The sequence below is a fragment of the Bacillus sp. FSL K6-1218 genome (genome assembly GCF_038006445.1).
Lineage (GTDB): Bacteria > Bacillota > Bacilli > Bacillales > Bacillaceae_G > Bacillus_A > Bacillus_A thuringiensis_S.
On record NZ_JBBOVE010000001.1, the window covers coordinates 3,811,709 to 3,829,912 of the forward strand.

An 18,204-nucleotide genomic window follows, 5' to 3' on the forward strand; every position below is an offset into this window, starting at 1 on the left:
ACATTAAATTACAACATACAGCAAAGACCGTCGTCCCGCTTTTTTAAGGGACTTTCTTCATTTCACAATTAAAATGTCATATTATTATTTCGGTAAGATTTAAACCTTACTCCGAATATTACTTCTCTTCTTGAGAAGAGTATATCGTATATAAGAAAAAATATACATTCTCATTGTATCTATCGTAATTTTCATTGTCAAGCGTTGTCTACTTTTACTTTCTTTACCTTCAGTCCTGAATGTTATCTGAATTTGAAAAATTGATAGCATATTATCCTGGAAAACCTTAGTAAATACCATTTTATTCCCTTAAAACGTATGAATATTCCTCTTTACACATCCCATTTGAGTCAAAAAATATTTTAACCACTACGATAGATGCCCCTTTAATAGAAAGTAAAAAAATAAAAGACACGGGACCCGTGTCTTTTATTTTTTAATCTTGAAGAGTTGAATCTTCCGTGTCTTCCACACCAGAATCTTCACCAATTCCGTGATGATCACGAACAAAGAAGGCAATTTCCTCTCTTAAGTCCGTATTCTCTTTTAAGAATTGCTTCGAATTTTCACGACCTTGTCCTAAACGTTCTTCATTATAAGAATACCAAGCACCGCTCTTTTGAACGATATCAAGCTCAGAAGCCATATCCAAGATTTCACCTTCTCTTGAAATACCTTCTCCGTACATAATATCAACTTCAGCAACACGGAATGGTGGCGCTACTTTATTTTTCACTACTTTTACTTTTGTTTTATTACCAACGATGTCGTTACCTTGCTTTAATTGCTCCGCACGACGCACTTCAAGACGGACAGTTGAATAGAATTTCAACGCACGACCACCTGGAGTTGTTTCTGGCACTATCTATAGATTTTCCATCTCTATAGTCCGGACTATCTCTTCATCTCTTTACAGAGAGCCTTGCACTTCCAGCAGTAGCCTATCATCTGCCGTACCCTACTCAGTTAACTAAAAGTCCTTTTCGGTAGTCTCTACACCTTCCCCATATCACTATGGAGCTTGGCACGGTATTACCCTAAATAATGGTGGGCTTCACCGTTAGCAACTATATGGATAGTTACACCCTTAGGCAATAAGGTTCACAAGGTTTTTTAACATGCTATCACTAGCAAGGGAAACCCATGGTAAACTCCTCAATCTTTTCGATTAAGCAACTTGTAGTTGATTTCCGAACATAACCCCAACTTTTTCACGAATTTGGTTAATAAAGATTGCAATTGTTTTTGATTTGTTGATTGCTCCTGAAAGCTTACGAAGTGCTTGTGACATTAAACGTGCTTGTAAACCTACGTGTGAGTCACCCATGTCGCCTTCAATCTCTGCTTTCGGTACAAGAGCTGCTACAGAGTCAATTACGATAATGTCAACCGCACCACTTCGTACAAGTGCTTCCGCGATTTCTAATCCTTGCTCCCCTGTATCAGGCTGTGATAATAGTAATTCATCTATGTTAACGCCTAATTTTTGTGCATATACAGGATCCATTGCGTGCTCCGCATCGATGAATGCTGCTTGTCCACCTTGACGTTGCACTTCTGCAATTGCATGTAATGAAACTGTCGTTTTACCTGAACTTTCAGGTCCGTAAATTTCGATAATACGGCCACGTGGGTATCCGCCTACCCCTAGTGCCACATCAAGTGCTAAAGAACCACTTGAAATTGTAGAAATTCTACGTTCCGCTTGTTCTCCTAATTTCATAATTGAACCTTTACCGAATTGCTTCTCTATTTGTTTTAACGCCATATCTAATGCCGCTTGACGATCACTCATTCAAAATTCCTCCTTAACTGAATTGCTAATCTTATTATACCTATTTTCAATTCAATTTGCCAACAAAAATCGAACATTTATTCGATTTTTTTATTTTCCATTACATAAATACGGAATTTAACTATAAAAAAAGCTAGAAGAACTTATATCTCTTCTAGCTTTTTATATAAATGATAAAATCCATATTTTGTCGAGCGTTCTCTAATTTGTTGACGACTTCCACTTAAATTAAGAGGAAAGACTGCAGTTTGTTCACCTTTAATCGCCAATCCAACAAATACTGTTCCTGGCTCTTTCTGTTCTGAAGCATCTGGCCCTGCTACCCCAGTGAAACTAATTCCGATATCCGCTTTTAATAAATCCTTAACATTTTCAGCAAGATAACGAGCACATTCTTTACTAACTGCACCATCAGTATGCAACACTTCTTCAGGCACACGTAATACATGTTGCTTCACATCATTATGATAACAAATGACACCGCCTTTAAATACAGAAGAAACACCAGCATTTTCAGTTACTTGATTTCCAAAAAGACCACCTGTTAAACTTTCTGCACATGCTAAAGTTAACCCTTTTCTCTTCAATAACTCGATTGCCTTATAATGCAAAAATTCTTGGTCATATCCGTAGAAAAATTCTCCTACTCTTTCTAAAATCAAATCTTCCACATGTTGAATTAGTTTCTCCGCTTCGCTAACATTTTGATGCTTAGCGGTTAAACGTAATGTCACTTCTCCATCATTTGCTAGCGGGGCGATTGTTGGGTTTGTTTGTCCATCAATTAAATCTTGAACTTTCACCTCTAATTGGGACTCCCCAATACCGAAGAAACGAAGCACACGAGAATAAATGTTTTCTCCTGTTGTAAAATTACGTAAAAAAGGCTCCACGTAACTTACATACATTGGTTTCATTTCTTTTGGCGGCCCTGGTAATAAAATATAAACTTTTCCGTTCTTATTTATCCCCATACCAGGCGCCATACCGTGGTCATTTGCAAATACTGTTGCTCCATTTAAAACGAGCGCTTGCTTTTTATTATTCTCCGTAAATTCACGGCCTGTACGCTTAAAGTAATTACTTATTAAGGCTAATGCCTTTTCATCATACACAAGCTCTTCATCTAAACTAGCCGCTATCGTTTCTTTCGTCAAATCATCTTTTGTCGGTCCTAATCCACCTGTAAAAATAAGTATATCAGCACGTTCTTCCGCAGCTTCAATCGCCTTTTGCAGTCGCTTATTATTATCACCAACAACAGTATGATAGTACACGTTAATTCCAATTAAAGCTAACTTTTCAGATAAAAACTGGGCATTTGTATTTGCAATTTGTCCAAGTAATAATTCAGTTCCAACCGCAATAATCTCAGCATTCATCCCAATTCCCCCATAAACTTCTATTTTGAGTTTACAAAAGCAGCTCTATTTTTCCAGAAATAATCCCATCCTGAAATAACAGTAAAGATTAATGCAATCCATATGAAGATATCAGCAACTGGAATATGGATTAAATTTAAAGGTACATCGTGTAATAAATATGCTGCAATCGCAATAATTTGTGTCCATGTCTTAATTTTCCCTAGCTGATTTGCTGCAACTACTTCCCCTGTTCCAGCAAGTACAAGACGTAAACCCGTTACAGCAAACTCACGACTGATAATTACAATAACAATCCAAGCCGGTACATATTGCATCTCTACCAATGTAATAAGTGCTGCTGAAACAAGTAATTTATCAGCTAACGGGTCAAGAAACTTTCCTAAATTCGTTACAAGATTATACTTTCTTGCGTAATGTCCATCAATCCAATCTGTAGCTGAAGCAATGATAAAGATAAGTGCCCCTACTAAATGTTGAATTGGCAAATCAACATCACCAATTTTGTATGAACCCCAATCAAAGGGCGCTAACATAATTACCATAAAAATTGGAATTAAGAAGATTCTAGATATTGTAATTTTATTTGGTAAATTCACAGCTATTCCTCCATCATATCAAAAACATTTGTTCATCGAAAAAAAGTCATCGAAGCGATGACTGTTATTGTGCAGGTTGCTCTATCCCTTGGTTTTTAATCACCAATCTTTGGTGATATTCTTTTTGTGGATCTAACGGGAAAGCAAGCACTTGGCCATTCAGTTTAATTTCAACATTCGGTGCACTTCCAATATTAAGTCGTACTTCTTTTAATGTTGATACATCGCGTTTCTCTGTTTGACCGCTTTGTACTGTAGTGTTTAGAATTTCGTTACCCGCATCATCCTTAACATCTACATAACTTGCACCCTTCGCTGAAATTTCTAATTCTAACGTTTTATTATTATGAATTTCCAAAGTAGATACCTTACCAGTTGTTCCAACTACTTTCACTTCTTGCTGTCCAGTTGGTGGTGCTGGCTGCTCCTCTTTCTTTGGTTCTTCTTTCTTTGGTTCCTCTTTTTTTGGCTCTTCCGCTTTCGCTTCATCTTTCTTCGTATCTAACGGAGAATCTTTCGCTTTTTGAACTTCAATTTTCTCACTTTGAGCACTCGGAACTTTTTCATCATCTTTTCCAGTTAACGCTTGAAACACAAACCAGATTACGACTCCAACCGCGATTACTAACAGCGCAACTAAGATTTTCGGCATGTGATCTGCAACTGGCCATGATGAAGATTTTTGCATTGTTTCTTGTGTTTTTTGTCCCGTTGATACTTGTGGAACTTCACGCTTTTCAGATTGTGGTATCGTACTCTGATGCTCTACAAGCAGTTCCTCTCCATTTAATCCAACCGCATCTGCGTACTGTTTAATGAATGCACGCGCATAAAAAGCTCCTGGCAATACATCATAATTGCCTTCTTCAATTGCCACCAAATGGCGCTTTTGAATTTTTGTAATCTCATGCAGCTGATCAATAGACAAGCCTTTCGCTTCTCTTGCTTCTTTCAGCTTTTGTCCCAATTCCGTCACTACTAACACCTCAATATTTCTTTAAAAGTCAAACATAGAGAAATTATTTTGCGTACCTTGCTCAATTTCATCTACTAAATTATATTGAATTTCTTCATCATAATCGTTACGCAACTCGATAATATAATCAAAATCATCCAATGTGTATTCTGACTGACTCACAAATACATCAGGATGTTCCACAACTTTCGTTGCAGGCAATCTCATAATTTCACGAACGAGCTGCCAATGTCTTTCGTTGGCACGCTTCGTTGACACAATTCCATCTAGGATGAAAATATTGTCATCGCTATACTCATCTTCAATTAATTGACTACGAACAGTTTGCTTAATAAGAGTAGATGATACAAATAACCACCTTTTATTTGCACAAACACTTGCAGCAACAATGGATTCTGTTTTTCCGACACGAGGCATTCCGCGTATCCCAATTAGTTTATGGCCTTCTTTTTTCATAATTTCTGCCATAAAGTCTACAAGTAAGCCTAATTCATCACGCACAAATCGAAATGTTTTCTTATCATCTGCATCTCGTTGTATGTACCTACCATGCCTAACCGCTAGCTTATCTCTTAGCTTTGGCGGACGATATTTCGTTACCGTTATGTTATCCATCGTATTTAAAATTGATTCAAGTCTAGAGATTTGCTCTTGATTATCACACATAAGAAGTAACCCACGTCGTGCATTATCTACACCATTAATTGTGACAATATTAATGCCGAGCATACCGATTAACGAAGAAACGTCACCAAGCAAGCCAGGTCGGTTTTTATGTATTTCATATTCAAAATACCATTCAATCATCCAAGATCACTCCCCTTGCTTACTTTACACCTACGTACTATATTATATGATTTCACCTTAATAGGGAAGCTAAATGTATAATCTATCCTGTGTAATTATTATACAAAAAAAGTAGAGAGGAGAATCTCCTCTCTACTTTTACTTATGTTGTACAAACTTAACCATTAAGTTTGCAATTGTATGTTGCTCCTGTTCATCAGCAACTTTCCAAAGCTCAGCTAATAATTTCTCTTGGTCATTGCGTCCTTCTACTTCATTAGCAAGGTAGTCGCCAACACGAAATGCCATATCTGATACCGCACCGCCGTCTAAACCTTTTCCTTGCGCTTGCTCTAAACGATCTCCTAAAAAGCTCTTCCACTGATCAAAATTATCTAATACTGACATAATTAAGCACCTCACTATTGAGTAATAAAATCATGCTTAATTTGTGCAACTGTTCATTTTTTATGTAAGAAATTTTTAGCAGTGCCAACCGCCATTCACTCCGATGATTTGTCCAGTTATGTAAGATGCTCCTGGTGATACGAGGAATGAAACTGTTTTTGCTACTTCTTCTGGTAATCCAATTCTACCTAATGGTATATCTTCAGCAATTCCCATTTTATCTTCTTCAGAAAAAACACTTAACATTTCCGTTTCAATTGCTCCTGGTGCTACTGCATTCACACGTAATCCACTTAAAGAAACTTCTTTCGCTAAAGCTTTCACATATGAATTTTGCGCCCCTTTTACCATTGAATAAAGCACTTCACAAGAAGCCCCTATTTGTCCCCATATAGATGAAACAATTACAATATTACCACTTCTCCTCCCGATCATAGGCGGAAGTGCCATTGAAAGTAATTTATATACGTTCTTCACTTGAAGTTCTACCATATAATCCAATTCTTCGTTTGTTACATCTGTTACTAGTCCAAAAATACTCTTCCCAGCCGCGTATACAATAACATCAATAGGATGTTCAATTTGTCTCCACAATTGCTCTGCTCCATCACTAGAAGCCAAATTCGCTTGAACAGGGATAACTTCTCCCCATGCTTTCTGCAATTCCAATACCTTTCCTTCACTGTTATTGTAATGAACATAAACTGTATATCCATCTTGAATTAATTGTTTCGAAATAGCAGAGCCAATCCCTCCACTCCCTCCAGTTACTAACGCATACTTTTTCATAAATTCCCTCTCTTATCTCTACAAGTTCAATTTTCACACAACTAAATAATACCCTCATCTTACAATTTTTCAATGATAAGATGAGGGTATCTTTAAAATGTTATTTTTTCGGTAACACCTGACAAACACTCATTTTTTCTTCTGATAACAATAATTTTGCTACTTCTTGTAAATCTTGAACGGTTAGTCCTTCTAATACAGTCAACGCATCAAATAGGCTAGATTCATTAAACGCATATCGTGTAAATTGATTTGCAATATATTCTGGTGAATTCAACGAGCGTAAAAAACCACCAATTTTCTTTTTCTTCACTCGTTCTAATGCCGCCGCATCTAATTGATCATAATCTGTTTTTAATAAAATATCTTTTAAACGATCTGCCAATTCATCAGGTTGTTTCGTATCACCACCAACCATTGCAAAACCGAAGTTATTTTCTTCTGTATAGTCATACGAGAATGAATCATCAATAAGCCCTTCATTATATAAAGCTTCGTAATGAACAGAACTTTTTCCAAATAAATAATCTAAGAGTAACGTAAGCGCAATTTCTTGTTTTAAAAGCGCTTGCCCTTTTTCTTTTAAATTAGTCGCTTTAATACCAACTAAACATTTCGGTGTTTGCACAGGCATTGAAATAATTTTTTTCTTTTCATTTACCTCATTTGGTTCTTCTTCAAATGAACGCACAATTTCTGGCTGATTTTTATAATCTTTTTTCGCTTGATTTTCACGTACTAAATCCATTGTTTTCTCTGGATCAATTGCACCCACAACAAATAATAACATATTGCTCGGATGATAAAATGTTTCATAACATTCATATAATAAATCTTTCGTAATTTTACTAATAGATTCGATTGTCCCTGCAATATCAATTTTAATTGGGTGTTTTACAAACAAGCTATCAATTAACCCAAAGTACAAACGCCAATCTGGGTTATCTTGATACATTTGAATTTCTTGCCCAATAATCCCCTTCTCTTTTTCAACTGTTTTTTCAGAGAAATAAGGCTCTTGCACGAAGTTTAGCAATGTATTTAAATTTTGTTCTACGTTTGAAGTACATGAAAAAAGGTAAGCTGTTCGTGTGAAGGATGTAAAAGCATTTGCCGATGCTCCTTGTTTACTAAACAATTGGAAAGCATCGTGATCTTCTTTTTCAAATAATTTATGCTCAAGAAAATGTGCAATCCCATCAGGCACACGAATCATTTCTTCTTTCCCTAATGGTACAAATGTATTATCTACTGAACCATATTTCGTCGTAAACGTCGCAAATGTTTTATTAAATCCTTGTTTCGGTAAAACATATACATCTAATCCATTAGGAAGTTTTTCATAATAGAGTGTTTCTTTTAATTGCTCATAAACAATTTTCTCCATTTACTCTCCCTCCGTTCCTTGTAAAAAGTAAATTGTATCTAGTTCAATATTTTTAGCAACTTTTACAATTTCTTCTTTTGTCACACTTTCTATACCTGTAAGCCATTCTTCAACTGGACGTGTACGATCTGAAATAATACCATGATATAGCATTTCTACAAATCCACGCGGTGTATCAATCGCCTCTAATATTTGATTTTGGATGACACTTTTTGTTTGATGTATTTCTTCTTCAGAAAACTCTCCGTTTTGCATCGCAAGCATTTGTTCTTTAATAATCTCAACTGCTTTTTCATAATTTTTCGCTTCGATTCCTGACATAACAAATAATAAACCTTTATGACTTTCAAAGCGCGATGCTGCATAGTACGCTAAACTATTTTTTTCACGCACATTTACGAATAACTTCGAATGAGAAAAACCACCAAACAATCCATTGAACAATTGCAATGCAAAATAATCTTCATCTTTATATGTGACAAATGTACGATAACCGATGTGTAATTTACTTTGTTTTAATTCTTGTTTTTCAACAACTTCTTTTTCTTCATTATTTCGTCTATGAAGGAGTACATTTCTTTCTCTCACTGGACGAGCTGAAATAGAAAAATATTTACTTACAAGATCAACGGCGTTTTCTGAAATATCACCAATAATATATAGATCCATTTCATCTTCCGCTAACACCTTTTGATAATATTGATACAGACTTTCATTTGTAATAGACGTAACACTCTCTTTTTTTCCATTTGCACTTAAACGATACGGTTCTACTTTGCACATTTCTTCAATTAAACGCTCGTTTGCATAACGCATTTTATCATCATAAGTAGCTTCAATTCTCTGTAACAGTGCTCTTTTTTCACTTTCTACGATAGAAGATAGGAAACCGTTCCCCTCCGTTGCTGGATGTAACACAATATCAGACAACATAGAAAGCGCTTTTTCAAATAACGGTGGTGCATCATGTAAATAAACTTCATTTGCAATGTCTACATAAATGGAGATAATATGGTCTTCCCCTTTTTTACTTACATCTACCGCTAAAGAAGACCCGTATAATTCTTCTAAATATTGACGAAGACGAATTACAGAAGGTAATTTTTCTGTCGCACTTTGCAATACGTATGGCAATAGGGCACGCTCTGTCACCGTCTCCTCATTTAAAGGCGCTTTAAAACGAAATACAAAGGTATTCGTTTTATATTTATCAGTCGGAATAATATGTACGCGCAAACCACCTAACTCATGTAGTTGTTGTTCCATTAGTTTCATTTATAGCCCTCCTTTACGTATATAGGAATATTCCTCTTCAATATACAGTTTTTAGAAATAAAAAATCAACTTTTCTCCCTTATTATGCTTACATATGTTTCTTTCTAAAAACTTTAATATGTAAGGAACATAGTAAAATTCCGTATTAAATATATTCTATGTAAAAAAGCCCACACTAATGTGCGAGCTTTTTTATACTTATAAAATACTTATCGTTTTCCTTTTTCATAAGGAGTTCCTAATGCTTTCGGAGCTTCAGAACGACCTACAAAACCAACAAGCGCTAATATTGTGAATACATATGGTAATATCGTTAATAAAACACTTGGAATTTGATCTAATACAGGAATTGTTCCGCCCGTTACACTAAGAGATTGCGCAAAACCAAAGAATAGAGCTGCACCTAGTGCGCCTAGTGGATTCCACTTTCCAAAAATCATAGCAGCTAAAGCTAAGAAACCTTGTCCTGTAATAGTTGCCCCTGAGAAGTTATTAGAAATTGACATTGCAAAAATCGCTCCACCAATTCCAGCAAACACTCCTGAAATACAGACTCCAATATAGCGCATTTTATATACGTTAATCCCCATCGTATCCGCTGCCATTGGGTGTTCACCAACAGCACGTAGACGAAGACCGAACGGTGTTTTATAAATAACATACCAAACAACAAATGCTAAAATAATGGCAATATACGACGTTATTGGTACGTTCGAGAAAAATATTTTCCCTAAAACCGGAATATCCGAAAGGCCTGGAATATCAATCTTTTCAATACGATACTGAATAAAGTCAGTCTGCCCTTTATCAAAAATCTTCTTAATTGCAAATACCGTTAAACCAAGAGATAAGAAGTTAATTGCTACACCACTTACAACTTGATCTGCTCGGAATGTAATAGAAGCTACCGCATGAAGTAATGCAAATAATCCACTACCAATTGCCGCAAATAATAACGCAATCCACGGGGTCATCGTTCCCCAAGTATCACCCATTAATAAGTTTGTAACAACTCCAATAAATGCACCAAATAGCATTAATCCTTCTAATCCGATATTTACAACACCCGATCGTTCACTAAATACTCCACCTAGTGCTGTGAAAATGATAGGTGCCGATGTATATAACGTACCCGTCACAAGAATGGCTAATATATCTAAAAAGCTCATTTATTTCCCCTCCTTGCTCATGCGTGTAAGCGCCCATCTTAACACATAACTACATGCAACAAAGAAGATGATACATGCAATAATTACATTAATAAGCTCTGATGGTACATCTGCCTCAAAGTTCATTTGAGGGGAAGCACTTTTCAAACCACCAAATAATAAAGCTGAAAGGATTATCCCAAACGGATTATTCCCTCCAAGTAATGCTACGGCAATCCCATCAAATCCTACTCCTGTAAACGAAGACATCGCTGTCATACTCTGGAATGTTCCTAATCCTTCCATCGCTCCACCAATCCCCGCAAATGCACCAGCAATTGTCATGGAGAATACTACATTACGAGAAACTTTCATACCTGCATATTGAGAAGCATGCTGATTAAATCCTACCGACTTTAATTCGTAACCTAAAGTTGTTCTATCTAATAAGAACCACATTAAAATAGCGATTAAAATTGCTACAATAATTCCCCAGTGAAGACGCGAACCATCAGTAATGCTAGCAAGCCAGTCTGAAGATAGTGACGCACTCTCTTTAATATCATACGTTTTGTCATTACCCGCATGTAAGAAACGCTTAATAATGTCATATGTTACATACAACGCGATATAGTTCATCATAATGGTTACAATAACTTCATTCACTTGAAACTTCCCTTTTAAATATCCCGGAATGAAGCCCCAAATTCCGCCCACCAATGCTGCAAATAAAATAGATAATGGAATATGAAGGAAAGCTGGTAGTGAAACTGCATAACCGAACCAAACCGCTGCAAGCCAACCAACTAGCAATTGACCCTCTACCCCGATATTAAATAAACCTGTACGAAATGCAAACGCCACTGATAAACCAGCAAGAATAAGCGGTATCATTGTACGAAGCGTTTCACCAATCGCACTTGCGCTGCCGAACATCCCTGTCCAAAGTGCACTATAACCTACAATTGGATCATAACCACTAACTAACATTACAATCGCTCCGACAAGTAAGCCAAAAATAACGGATAGTACTGGGACTAAAATATTTATCGTTCGTTCTGTTAAAAGTTTTTTAGCCATTTGTACCCACCTGCTCCTTCTTTGTTCCTCCAGCCATTAACAATCCAAGCTGTTGTTCATTCGTTTCTTTCGCATCAACTATTGCTACAATTTTCCCTTCATAAATAACAGCAATTCGATCGCTAACATTTAAGATTTCATCTAACTCTAGTGATAAAAGTAATACACCTTTCCCTTTATCCCTTTGCTCTATTAATCTCTTATGAATAAATTCAATTGCTCCTACATCTAAACCACGTGTTGGCTGTGCTGCGATTAATAAATCTGGATCACGGTCTACTTCACGTGCAATAATTGCTTTTTGTTGATTTCCCCCAGATAGAGCGCGTGCTAAAGTTTGCTCACTAGGTGTACGTACATCAAACTGTTCAATAAGAGCCTTTGCTTTTTCTGTAATTTTGCTGAAATTTAAAATCCCTTTCTTTGAAAACGGATTCTTATAGTACGTTTGCAGAACTATATTATCTCTAACAGAAAAATCAAGGACGAGTCCGTGTTTATGACGATCTTCTGGAATATGACCAATTCCTTCTTCTGTTATTCTTCTAACAGGCCAATTTGTTATTTCTTTCCCTTTAATTGCAATAGAACCTGACTCAACTTTTCGTAAACCAGTAATTGCTTCTATTAATTCACTTTGTCCATTTCCATCAATCCCTGCAATCCCAACAATTTCCCCCGCACGAACAGTTAAGTCAAGGCCTTTTACAGCAGGTAGTTGACGTGCATCGTGAACAACAAGATTTGCAATTGAAAGTACCTCTTCTTTTGGTTTCGCGTCTATTTTTTCTGTTTTAAAATTCACTTGACGTCCGACCATTAATTCTGCAAGTTTATTTTCATCCGTATTTGCAACGTCAACCGTTCCAATTCCTTTTCCTTTACGAATAATCGTACAACGATCGCAAACTTCCATAATTTCTTTCAACTTATGTGTAATAAGAACAATAGATTTTCCTTCTTGCACAAGCTTTTTCATAATTTGAATTAGCTCATGAATTTCTTGTGGTGTTAACACAGCTGTCGGTTCATCAAATATTAAAATTTCTGCACCGCGGTAAAGAGTTTTCAAAATCTCAACACGCTGTTGCATACCCACTGAAATATCCTGTATTTTCGCATATGGATCTACAGCTAAACCGTATTGTTCAGACAATTTTTGAATTTCTTTAGCAGCTTCCTCAACAGCAATTTTCCCTTTTTTCCTCGGTTCATTTCCGAGAATAATATTCTCTGTAACTGTAAAATTATGAACAAGCATAAAGTGCTGATGAACCATTCCAATACCAAGGTCATTTGCCACATTCGGATTGGTAATATTTACAGACTTCCCTTTAATTTTAATTTCACCTTGTTCTGGTTGGTACAAACCAAATAGTACATTCATCAATGTGGATTTCCCTGCACCATTTTCTCCAAGTAAAGCATGTATCTCACCCTGCTTTACTTGCAGCGTAATATCATCATTCGCTACAATGCCTGGGAATACTTTCGTAATATTATTCATCTCAATTACGTATTCCATTGTGTTCCTCCTTTTAACAGGGAACATTCCCTATTACACTATTAACTTATTAAGCATTTTGGAAGTTTTATACATACAAAGGTTAGTTCTATGAACTAACCTTTGCTATTTCTCTATTTATTTTTTTAGAGAAGCTTCGTATTCTTTATACTCTTTATCTGTAGCTGGCACTTTAATTTCACCGGCTGTAATTTTCTTTTCAAGCTCTTCTACTTTTGTTAAAATTTCAGGGTTAACTTTTTTCACGTTATCAGTTGTTTTTGAAATACCAATGCCGTCATCTTTTAAGCCAAACTCTTCTACTTTACCGCCTTTTAACTTACCGTCTTTCGCTTCTTGCGCTACTTTTTCAACAGCGATATCTACACGTTTTACCATTGAAGTTAATGTTACGTTTTCAGGCATACCTTCTTGGTTTTGATCACGGTCAACACCGATTACCCAAACATTTTCACCTTTTTTCTTACGGTTTTTCGCTTCAGTGAATACACCGTTACCTGTACCACCAGCAGCATGATAAATTACGTCTACGCCTTGACCATACATTGCTGATGCAAGAACTGTACCTTTTTCAGGTTTATCGAATGCTTCTGCATATTCAGATACGATTTCAATGTTTGGATTTACTGCTTTTGCACCCGCTTTAAATCCATTTTCGAATTTACTAATTAAATCACTCTTCATCCCACCAACAAATCCTACTTTATTCGATTTTGTTGACATAGCTGCTACCGCACCTACAAGGAATGATCCTTCATGATCTTTAAATGTAATGCTCGTTACGTTTGGTGCATCTACTACAGTATCAACGATTGCAAATTGTTGTTTTGGAGATTCTTTTGCTACTTCTTTAATTGCACCTTCTAATTTATAACCAATTCCAAAAGATAAATCATACTTATCTTTTGAAAATTTCTTTAAGTTTGGAATATAATCCGCTTCTTTTTCAGACTGTAGGTAACGATAATTTGTCTTTTCCTTTAATCCGTTATCTTTACCAAACTTTTTTAGTCCTTCCCAAGACGATTGGTTGAACGATTTGTCATCAACGCCCCCAACATCCGTTACCATACCGACCTTGAAGTCTTTCGTGTCTTTCTTGTCACTGCTTGCCTTATCCGAGTTACCACATGCACCTAAAACTGTACTTGCTGCTAATGTTAATGATAATAAAAGACCTGCTTTTTTCTTCATACTAGAAACCCCTCCAAAAATGATATATATTTTTTTATTCTTTCGCTGCTGTCCCTTACTTCTTGCTGTCACCTCCCTAAAAAGGAACTTACCTACATACGCTTTCTTAATACGTGGAAGCTAAACTTATCAGCTCTAAAGTAATTGATAGAATATAAGATTGGCTCATCATTTTGATCATAGTGCATTTGTTTTAATACAAGCAGTGCTGTTTCAGGCTCACATTCTAAAATCGGTGAGATTTTAGGGTGATAGCCAATTGGCTCAATGTGAGCAACCGCATATGTTATGCGCTTATGCGTGTTATTATGTATCACCGTTAATAATGACTCCTCATTGTAACCCGATAAATCTGGCAATATTTCTTTTGCAAGTTTATCGATACAATATACAACAGGTTCCCCATCTGCTGTACGCACGCGTTCAATCATTACTGCATTGAAACCATCTTCACTATTAAACTTCTCTTTTTCCTCTTCTGTTAAAGTTGTAGTAGATGATGATAAAAAGATCGTTCCTGGTGTTTTCCCCACACTAGAAATCATATCTGTAATACTAGAAAGTTGTTCTATTCCAGAAGAAAATAATGGCTTTGCATTTACAAATGTCCCTACACCATGTCTACGAATGACAACATTTTCTTCTTCTAAAATACGTAACGCTTCCCTTAAAGTCGCTCTACTTACGCCAAGTTCTTTCGCTAAATCAAACTCTGATGGTAACTTTTGTCGTTCTTTATAAGCCCCATCTTTAATTTTTTCTTTGATGTGATCAATCACCCGTAAATATAGGTGACGACTATCGGATTTTACTGACATAAGACTCCCCCGCATTTCAATTATTCGACCTCTGATGTAAGACTTCTTTTCTCTTTTTTCAACTTACAACATAGTACAAATGACTAACCACTAAAAATAAGCGCAATTGTCGAATAAATAATAATAATTTTTTAAAATGAAATTTTCACTCTTTACTGTATAAAAAAAACTTTGCACCATAAACATTCCTCATTTCGAGAAAAAGTTCGGCACAAAGATCCTTTACATCCTTTGTTACACACTTTTCCCCTCATAGTCTAGCAATTCATGGTTGCCAGGTAGAAACTTATGGACCTTATCTCCAAGATTATATGAGGCAGTGATTCTTTTCGAAGTAATCTTACCACTTGCTCTCATACGTGTCAACAAAATCCAACATTTTTCTGCATTAAATATCGAACATTTACATAAAACATACTCAAAGTATTCGTATTCTAAAGAGACCTTATAAATGTAAGCCCTTTCTTTATTGCTGAGTATAGTATATAACAAAAACACTATATAAAAAAGCCTAATTGTAAAAACAATTAGGCTTTTTTTAAGAACTTTTTTCTTGTACATCATTAATGAGTACTTCTCTCGGTTTACTACCTTCATATGGACCTACTACACCATTCATTTCCATTGCATCAATTAGACGAGCAGCTCGCGTATAACCTACTCTAAACCTACGTTGTAGCATAGAAACAGATGCTGTTTGCATTTCCACTACAAGTTGAACCGCTTCATCATATAATTCATCTTCTATTTCCTGCTTCGTATCAGGAACATCTTGCGGAATCATATCTTCTTGATATTGTGCTTTTTGCTGTCCAATAACATATTCTACAACTCTCTCAACTTCATCATCTGATAAAAATGCGCCTTGTACACGTACAGGTTTCGATGCACCAATTGGTATAAACAGCATGTCGCCACGACCTAGTAGCTTCTCTGCACCACCACCGTCAAGAATTGTACGAGAATCTGTTTGAGAAGATACAGCGAATGCAATACGTGATGGAATATTTGCTTTAATAACACCCGTAATAACGTCAACTGACGGACGTTGCGTTGCAATAATTAAATGAATACCAGCAGCACGAGCCATTTGCGCTAGACGCATAATCGCATCCTCTACATCAGACGAAGCAACCATCATTAAATCTGCTAACTCGTCCACAATTACTACAATATACGGTAATTCGGGTTGTTTCGCTTCTGATTCACTATTATGCTCTTTTATATAATCATTGTATCCTTCAATGTTACGTGTACCACTATGAGCAAACAATTCATAACGACGTTCCATCTCACTCACAACTTTTTTCAATGCTTGCGATGCTTTTTTCGGATCAGTTACAACTGGCGTTAACAAATGAGGCACACCGTTATATACATTTAACTCTACCATTTTCGGGTCAATCATCATTAATTTTACTTCATGTGGTTTTGCACGCATTAAAATACTAACAATAATACCGTTAATACATACACTTTTCCCGCTCCCTGTCGCACCAGCTACGAGTAAATGGGGCATTTTATTTAAACGGGCTAATACAGCTTCACCTGTAATATCTCGGCCAAGACCAATTAACAACTTCTCTTCCGGATGATTATTAGCCTTAGAATCAAGAACTTCCCTCAGCGTTACCATCGAAACTTCTGAGTTCGGAACTTCGATCCCTACAGCTGATTTCCCGGGAATTGGCGCCTCAATACGAATGTCCTTTGCAGCTAATGCAAGGGCTAAATCATCACTTAAACTGACAATTTTGCTTACCTTTACCCCCATATCAGGATACACTTCATATTTTGTAACTGCAGGACCTCTATGCACTTTTGTTACTTTCGCTTTCACTCCGAAACTTTGGAATGTACGTTCTAATTTACGAGCATTCTCATAAATTTCCGCATTTTCATTTGTAACTTGCTTATTCTTTGGAAATTTTAATATATCAAGTGAAGGAAGCTTGTAATCTTTATTTTCTACATTTGAAAATTGCATAGGAGGTGCTTGCGCTTCACTCTCTAACGATTCAACGATTTTTTCTCCACGCTTTTTCTTTGATTCTTCAATTGGTGGAGTCTCTTCAATAAACGGTGAAGTGATCAAATCTTCTTGCTCTACTTCAATTCGTTTATCCTCTTCTTCATTTACAGGATAATTCTCAGTGAAATTTGAAATAATTGGCGGATCAATTTGGATTTCTTCCATCGGCTCAATAACTTCTTCTTGTTCTGCAACACGTTTGCTTCTTGTACTTCTTGTTGTTTTTTTCTTTTCTGTTTGTTCAGCCGTTCTTTTGGATCTCCAATCTTTATAATCCCCTTGCATCACTTGAAATTGACTTCTAAGAATTCTACCAACTGGAGCTAACACTTCTCCAATATGTTTATTTGTTATACAGAGTACCCCGAGAATAACTAAAATAATTCCAATGATATAGGCTCCTACTTCGTCGAATAGGAAGTAACATGTCGCGAACATAAGCGCACCAAACATACCACCGCCTAAATGAACGCTATCTGGCCCTTTTTTCATTTCAAGAAAGAAGTTATCTTTCGTACTCACAATAACAGAAGTATTTTGCACTGCTCCATCTTTTGTAAGAAGGTTAAATAATGTAATATGACTAAACATTAATATTGCCAATACAATTAAATAAAATCCAATTAATCGTTTATTTAAAAGGTTCGGCCATCCGCGTTTTATAACAAAGGAAACCGATAAAGCTATTACACCTAACACACCAATTATGTACCACTCACCAAAGAAGAAGCGAAAAAATAACACAAACGATTTCCCTACAACGCCTAGCTGTAAAATCGTAATGATTGAAAGTGCAAAAAGAGTTAAACCGACGATTTCATAATACAAAGTTGGCTTTATCGTACGTCTTGCCTTTGCCTTCGTCCCTCTTTGCTTTTGTTTTGCCATTTCTTCACCTCGTGTTCTACATATAAGTAAAGCTCCCCTAAAAATGCTCTATTTATATGTCTGTTTTCTCTATTTTTCAGGTCTTTATATCTTCTATTTTTACACTTCTTGTAAAATGCTAA

The 18,204-nt window shown here is 36.1% G+C and carries 14 protein-coding genes, 2 pseudogenes and 1 riboswitch; all 16 genes and pseudogenes read right to left on the reverse strand.

The window, feature by feature from the left end; all coding sequences use genetic code 11:
- Positions 1 to 436 precede the first annotated feature (436 nt).
- Positions 437 to 859: pseudogene (locus MHI26_RS19250) on the reverse strand (recombinase RecA); the annotation flags it as partial.
- Positions 860 to 1,186: 327 nt separating this feature from the next.
- A pseudogene (recA, locus tag MHI26_RS19255) lies at positions 1,187 to 1,795 on the reverse strand (recombinase RecA); the annotation flags it as partial.
- A 143-nt stretch (positions 1,796 to 1,938) separates the two neighbouring features.
- Positions 1,939 to 3,177, reverse strand: a complete 1,239-nt coding sequence (locus MHI26_RS19260) for a competence/damage-inducible protein A (RefSeq protein ID WP_000990682.1) — start codon at positions 3,175 to 3,177, stop codon at positions 1,939 to 1,941.
- A gap of 20 nt (positions 3,178 to 3,197) precedes the next feature.
- Positions 3,198 to 3,776: a CDP-diacylglycerol--glycerol-3-phosphate 3-phosphatidyltransferase gene (gene pgsA / locus MHI26_RS19265; protein WP_001052967.1), complete on the reverse strand. Its 579-nt coding sequence runs from the start codon at positions 3,774 to 3,776 to the stop codon at positions 3,198 to 3,200.
- A gap of 64 nt (positions 3,777 to 3,840) precedes the next feature.
- A complete protein-coding gene (locus tag MHI26_RS19270) occupies positions 3,841 to 4,752 on the reverse strand; it encodes a helix-turn-helix domain-containing protein (protein WP_000137462.1) in 912 nt (303 codons plus the stop codon).
- 21 nt (positions 4,753 to 4,773) lie between these two features.
- Positions 4,774 to 5,559 (reverse strand): DUF3388 domain-containing protein, encoded by a 786-nt coding sequence (locus MHI26_RS19275; RefSeq protein ID WP_000574107.1) that lies wholly within the window; start codon positions 5,557 to 5,559, stop codon positions 4,774 to 4,776.
- Between the two features lie 138 nt (positions 5,560 to 5,697).
- On the reverse strand, positions 5,698 to 5,946 hold the full coding sequence (locus MHI26_RS19280) for a DUF3243 domain-containing protein (protein WP_000114444.1): 249 nt from the start codon (positions 5,944 to 5,946) through the stop codon (positions 5,698 to 5,700).
- Between the two features lie 75 nt (positions 5,947 to 6,021).
- Positions 6,022 to 6,735 carry an elongation factor P 5-aminopentanone reductase gene (gene ymfI / locus MHI26_RS19285; RefSeq protein ID WP_000759627.1) on the reverse strand — a complete coding sequence of 238 codons (714 nt, stop codon included), beginning with the start codon at positions 6,733 to 6,735 and terminating at the stop codon, positions 6,022 to 6,024.
- A 100-nt stretch (positions 6,736 to 6,835) separates the two neighbouring features.
- Complete coding sequence (gene yfmH / locus MHI26_RS19290) at positions 6,836 to 8,122, reverse strand: EF-P 5-aminopentanol modification-associated protein YfmH (protein ID WP_000411973.1); 1,287 nt, start codon at positions 8,120 to 8,122, stop codon at positions 6,836 to 6,838.
- Positions 8,123 to 9,397 carry an EF-P 5-aminopentanol modification-associated protein YfmF gene (yfmF, locus tag MHI26_RS19295; RefSeq protein WP_000772420.1) on the reverse strand — a complete coding sequence of 425 codons (1,275 nt, stop codon included), beginning with the start codon at positions 9,395 to 9,397 and terminating at the stop codon, positions 8,123 to 8,125.
- Positions 9,398 to 9,606: 209 nt separating this feature from the next.
- The gene (locus MHI26_RS19300) at positions 9,607 to 10,566 is read right to left on the reverse strand and encodes an ABC transporter permease (protein WP_000008857.1); all 960 of its coding nucleotides are present in this window, start codon (positions 10,564 to 10,566) and stop codon (positions 9,607 to 9,609) included.
- A complete protein-coding gene (locus MHI26_RS19305; protein ID WP_001085254.1) occupies positions 10,567 to 11,625 on the reverse strand; it encodes an ABC transporter permease in 1,059 nt (352 codons plus the stop codon). It abuts the gene before it with no gap.
- On the reverse strand, positions 11,618 to 13,150 hold the full coding sequence (locus tag MHI26_RS19310; RefSeq protein ID WP_000456928.1) for an ABC transporter ATP-binding protein: 1,533 nt from the start codon (positions 13,148 to 13,150) through the stop codon (positions 11,618 to 11,620). Before MHI26_RS19310 ends, MHI26_RS19305 begins: the two co-directional genes overlap by 8 nt.
- Before the next feature lie 117 nt (positions 13,151 to 13,267).
- Positions 13,268 to 14,344, reverse strand: coding sequence for a BMP family lipoprotein (locus MHI26_RS19315; protein ID WP_000725768.1), 1,077 nt, complete (start codon positions 14,342 to 14,344; stop codon positions 13,268 to 13,270).
- Between the two features lie 92 nt (positions 14,345 to 14,436).
- Positions 14,437 to 15,162, reverse strand: a complete 726-nt coding sequence (locus tag MHI26_RS19320; protein WP_000114182.1) for a GntR family transcriptional regulator — start codon at positions 15,160 to 15,162, stop codon at positions 14,437 to 14,439.
- A 233-nt stretch (positions 15,163 to 15,395) separates the two neighbouring features.
- Positions 15,396 to 15,497: riboswitch (purine riboswitch) on the reverse strand.
- A gap of 203 nt (positions 15,498 to 15,700) precedes the next feature.
- Positions 15,701 to 18,082 (reverse strand): DNA translocase FtsK, encoded by a 2,382-nt coding sequence (locus MHI26_RS19325; RefSeq protein ID WP_061666406.1) that lies wholly within the window; start codon positions 18,080 to 18,082, stop codon positions 15,701 to 15,703.
- Positions 18,083 to 18,204 lie beyond the last annotated feature (122 nt).

Bases quoted from the DNA above. Each gene is read 5' to 3' on its own strand.
- MHI26_RS19315 (WP_000725768.1), bottom strand. From the start codon at position 14,344: ATGAAGAAAAAAGCAGGTCTTTTATTATCATTAACATTAGCAGCAAGT.
- MHI26_RS19300 (WP_000008857.1), bottom strand. From the start codon at position 10,566: ATGAGCTTTTTAGATATATTAGCCATTCTTGTGACGGGTACGTTATAT.
- MHI26_RS19325 (WP_061666406.1), bottom strand. From the start codon at position 18,082: ATGGCAAAACAAAAGCAAAGAGGGACGAAGGCAAAGGCAAGACGTACG.
- yfmF (WP_000772420.1), bottom strand. From the start codon at position 9,397: ATGAAACTAATGGAACAACAACTACATGAGTTAGGTGGTTTGCGCGTA.
- MHI26_RS19320 (WP_000114182.1), bottom strand. From the start codon at position 15,162: ATGTCAGTAAAATCCGATAGTCGTCACCTATATTTACGGGTGATTGAT.
- MHI26_RS19260 (WP_000990682.1), bottom strand. From the start codon at position 3,177: ATGAATGCTGAGATTATTGCGGTTGGAACTGAATTATTACTTGGACAA.
- MHI26_RS19280 (WP_000114444.1), bottom strand. From the start codon at position 5,946: ATGTCAGTATTAGATAATTTTGATCAGTGGAAGAGCTTTTTAGGAGAT.
- yfmH (WP_000411973.1), bottom strand. From the start codon at position 8,122: ATGGAGAAAATTGTTTATGAGCAATTAAAAGAAACACTCTATTATGAA.
- ymfI (WP_000759627.1), bottom strand. From the start codon at position 6,735: ATGAAAAAGTATGCGTTAGTAACTGGAGGGAGTGGAGGGATTGGCTCT.
- MHI26_RS19310 (WP_000456928.1), bottom strand. From the start codon at position 13,150: ATGGAATACGTAATTGAGATGAATAATATTACGAAAGTATTCCCAGGC.
- MHI26_RS19275 (WP_000574107.1), bottom strand. From the start codon at position 5,559: ATGATTGAATGGTATTTTGAATATGAAATACATAAAAACCGACCTGGC.
- MHI26_RS19305 (WP_001085254.1), bottom strand. From the start codon at position 11,625: ATGGCTAAAAAACTTTTAACAGAACGAACGATAAATATTTTAGTCCCA.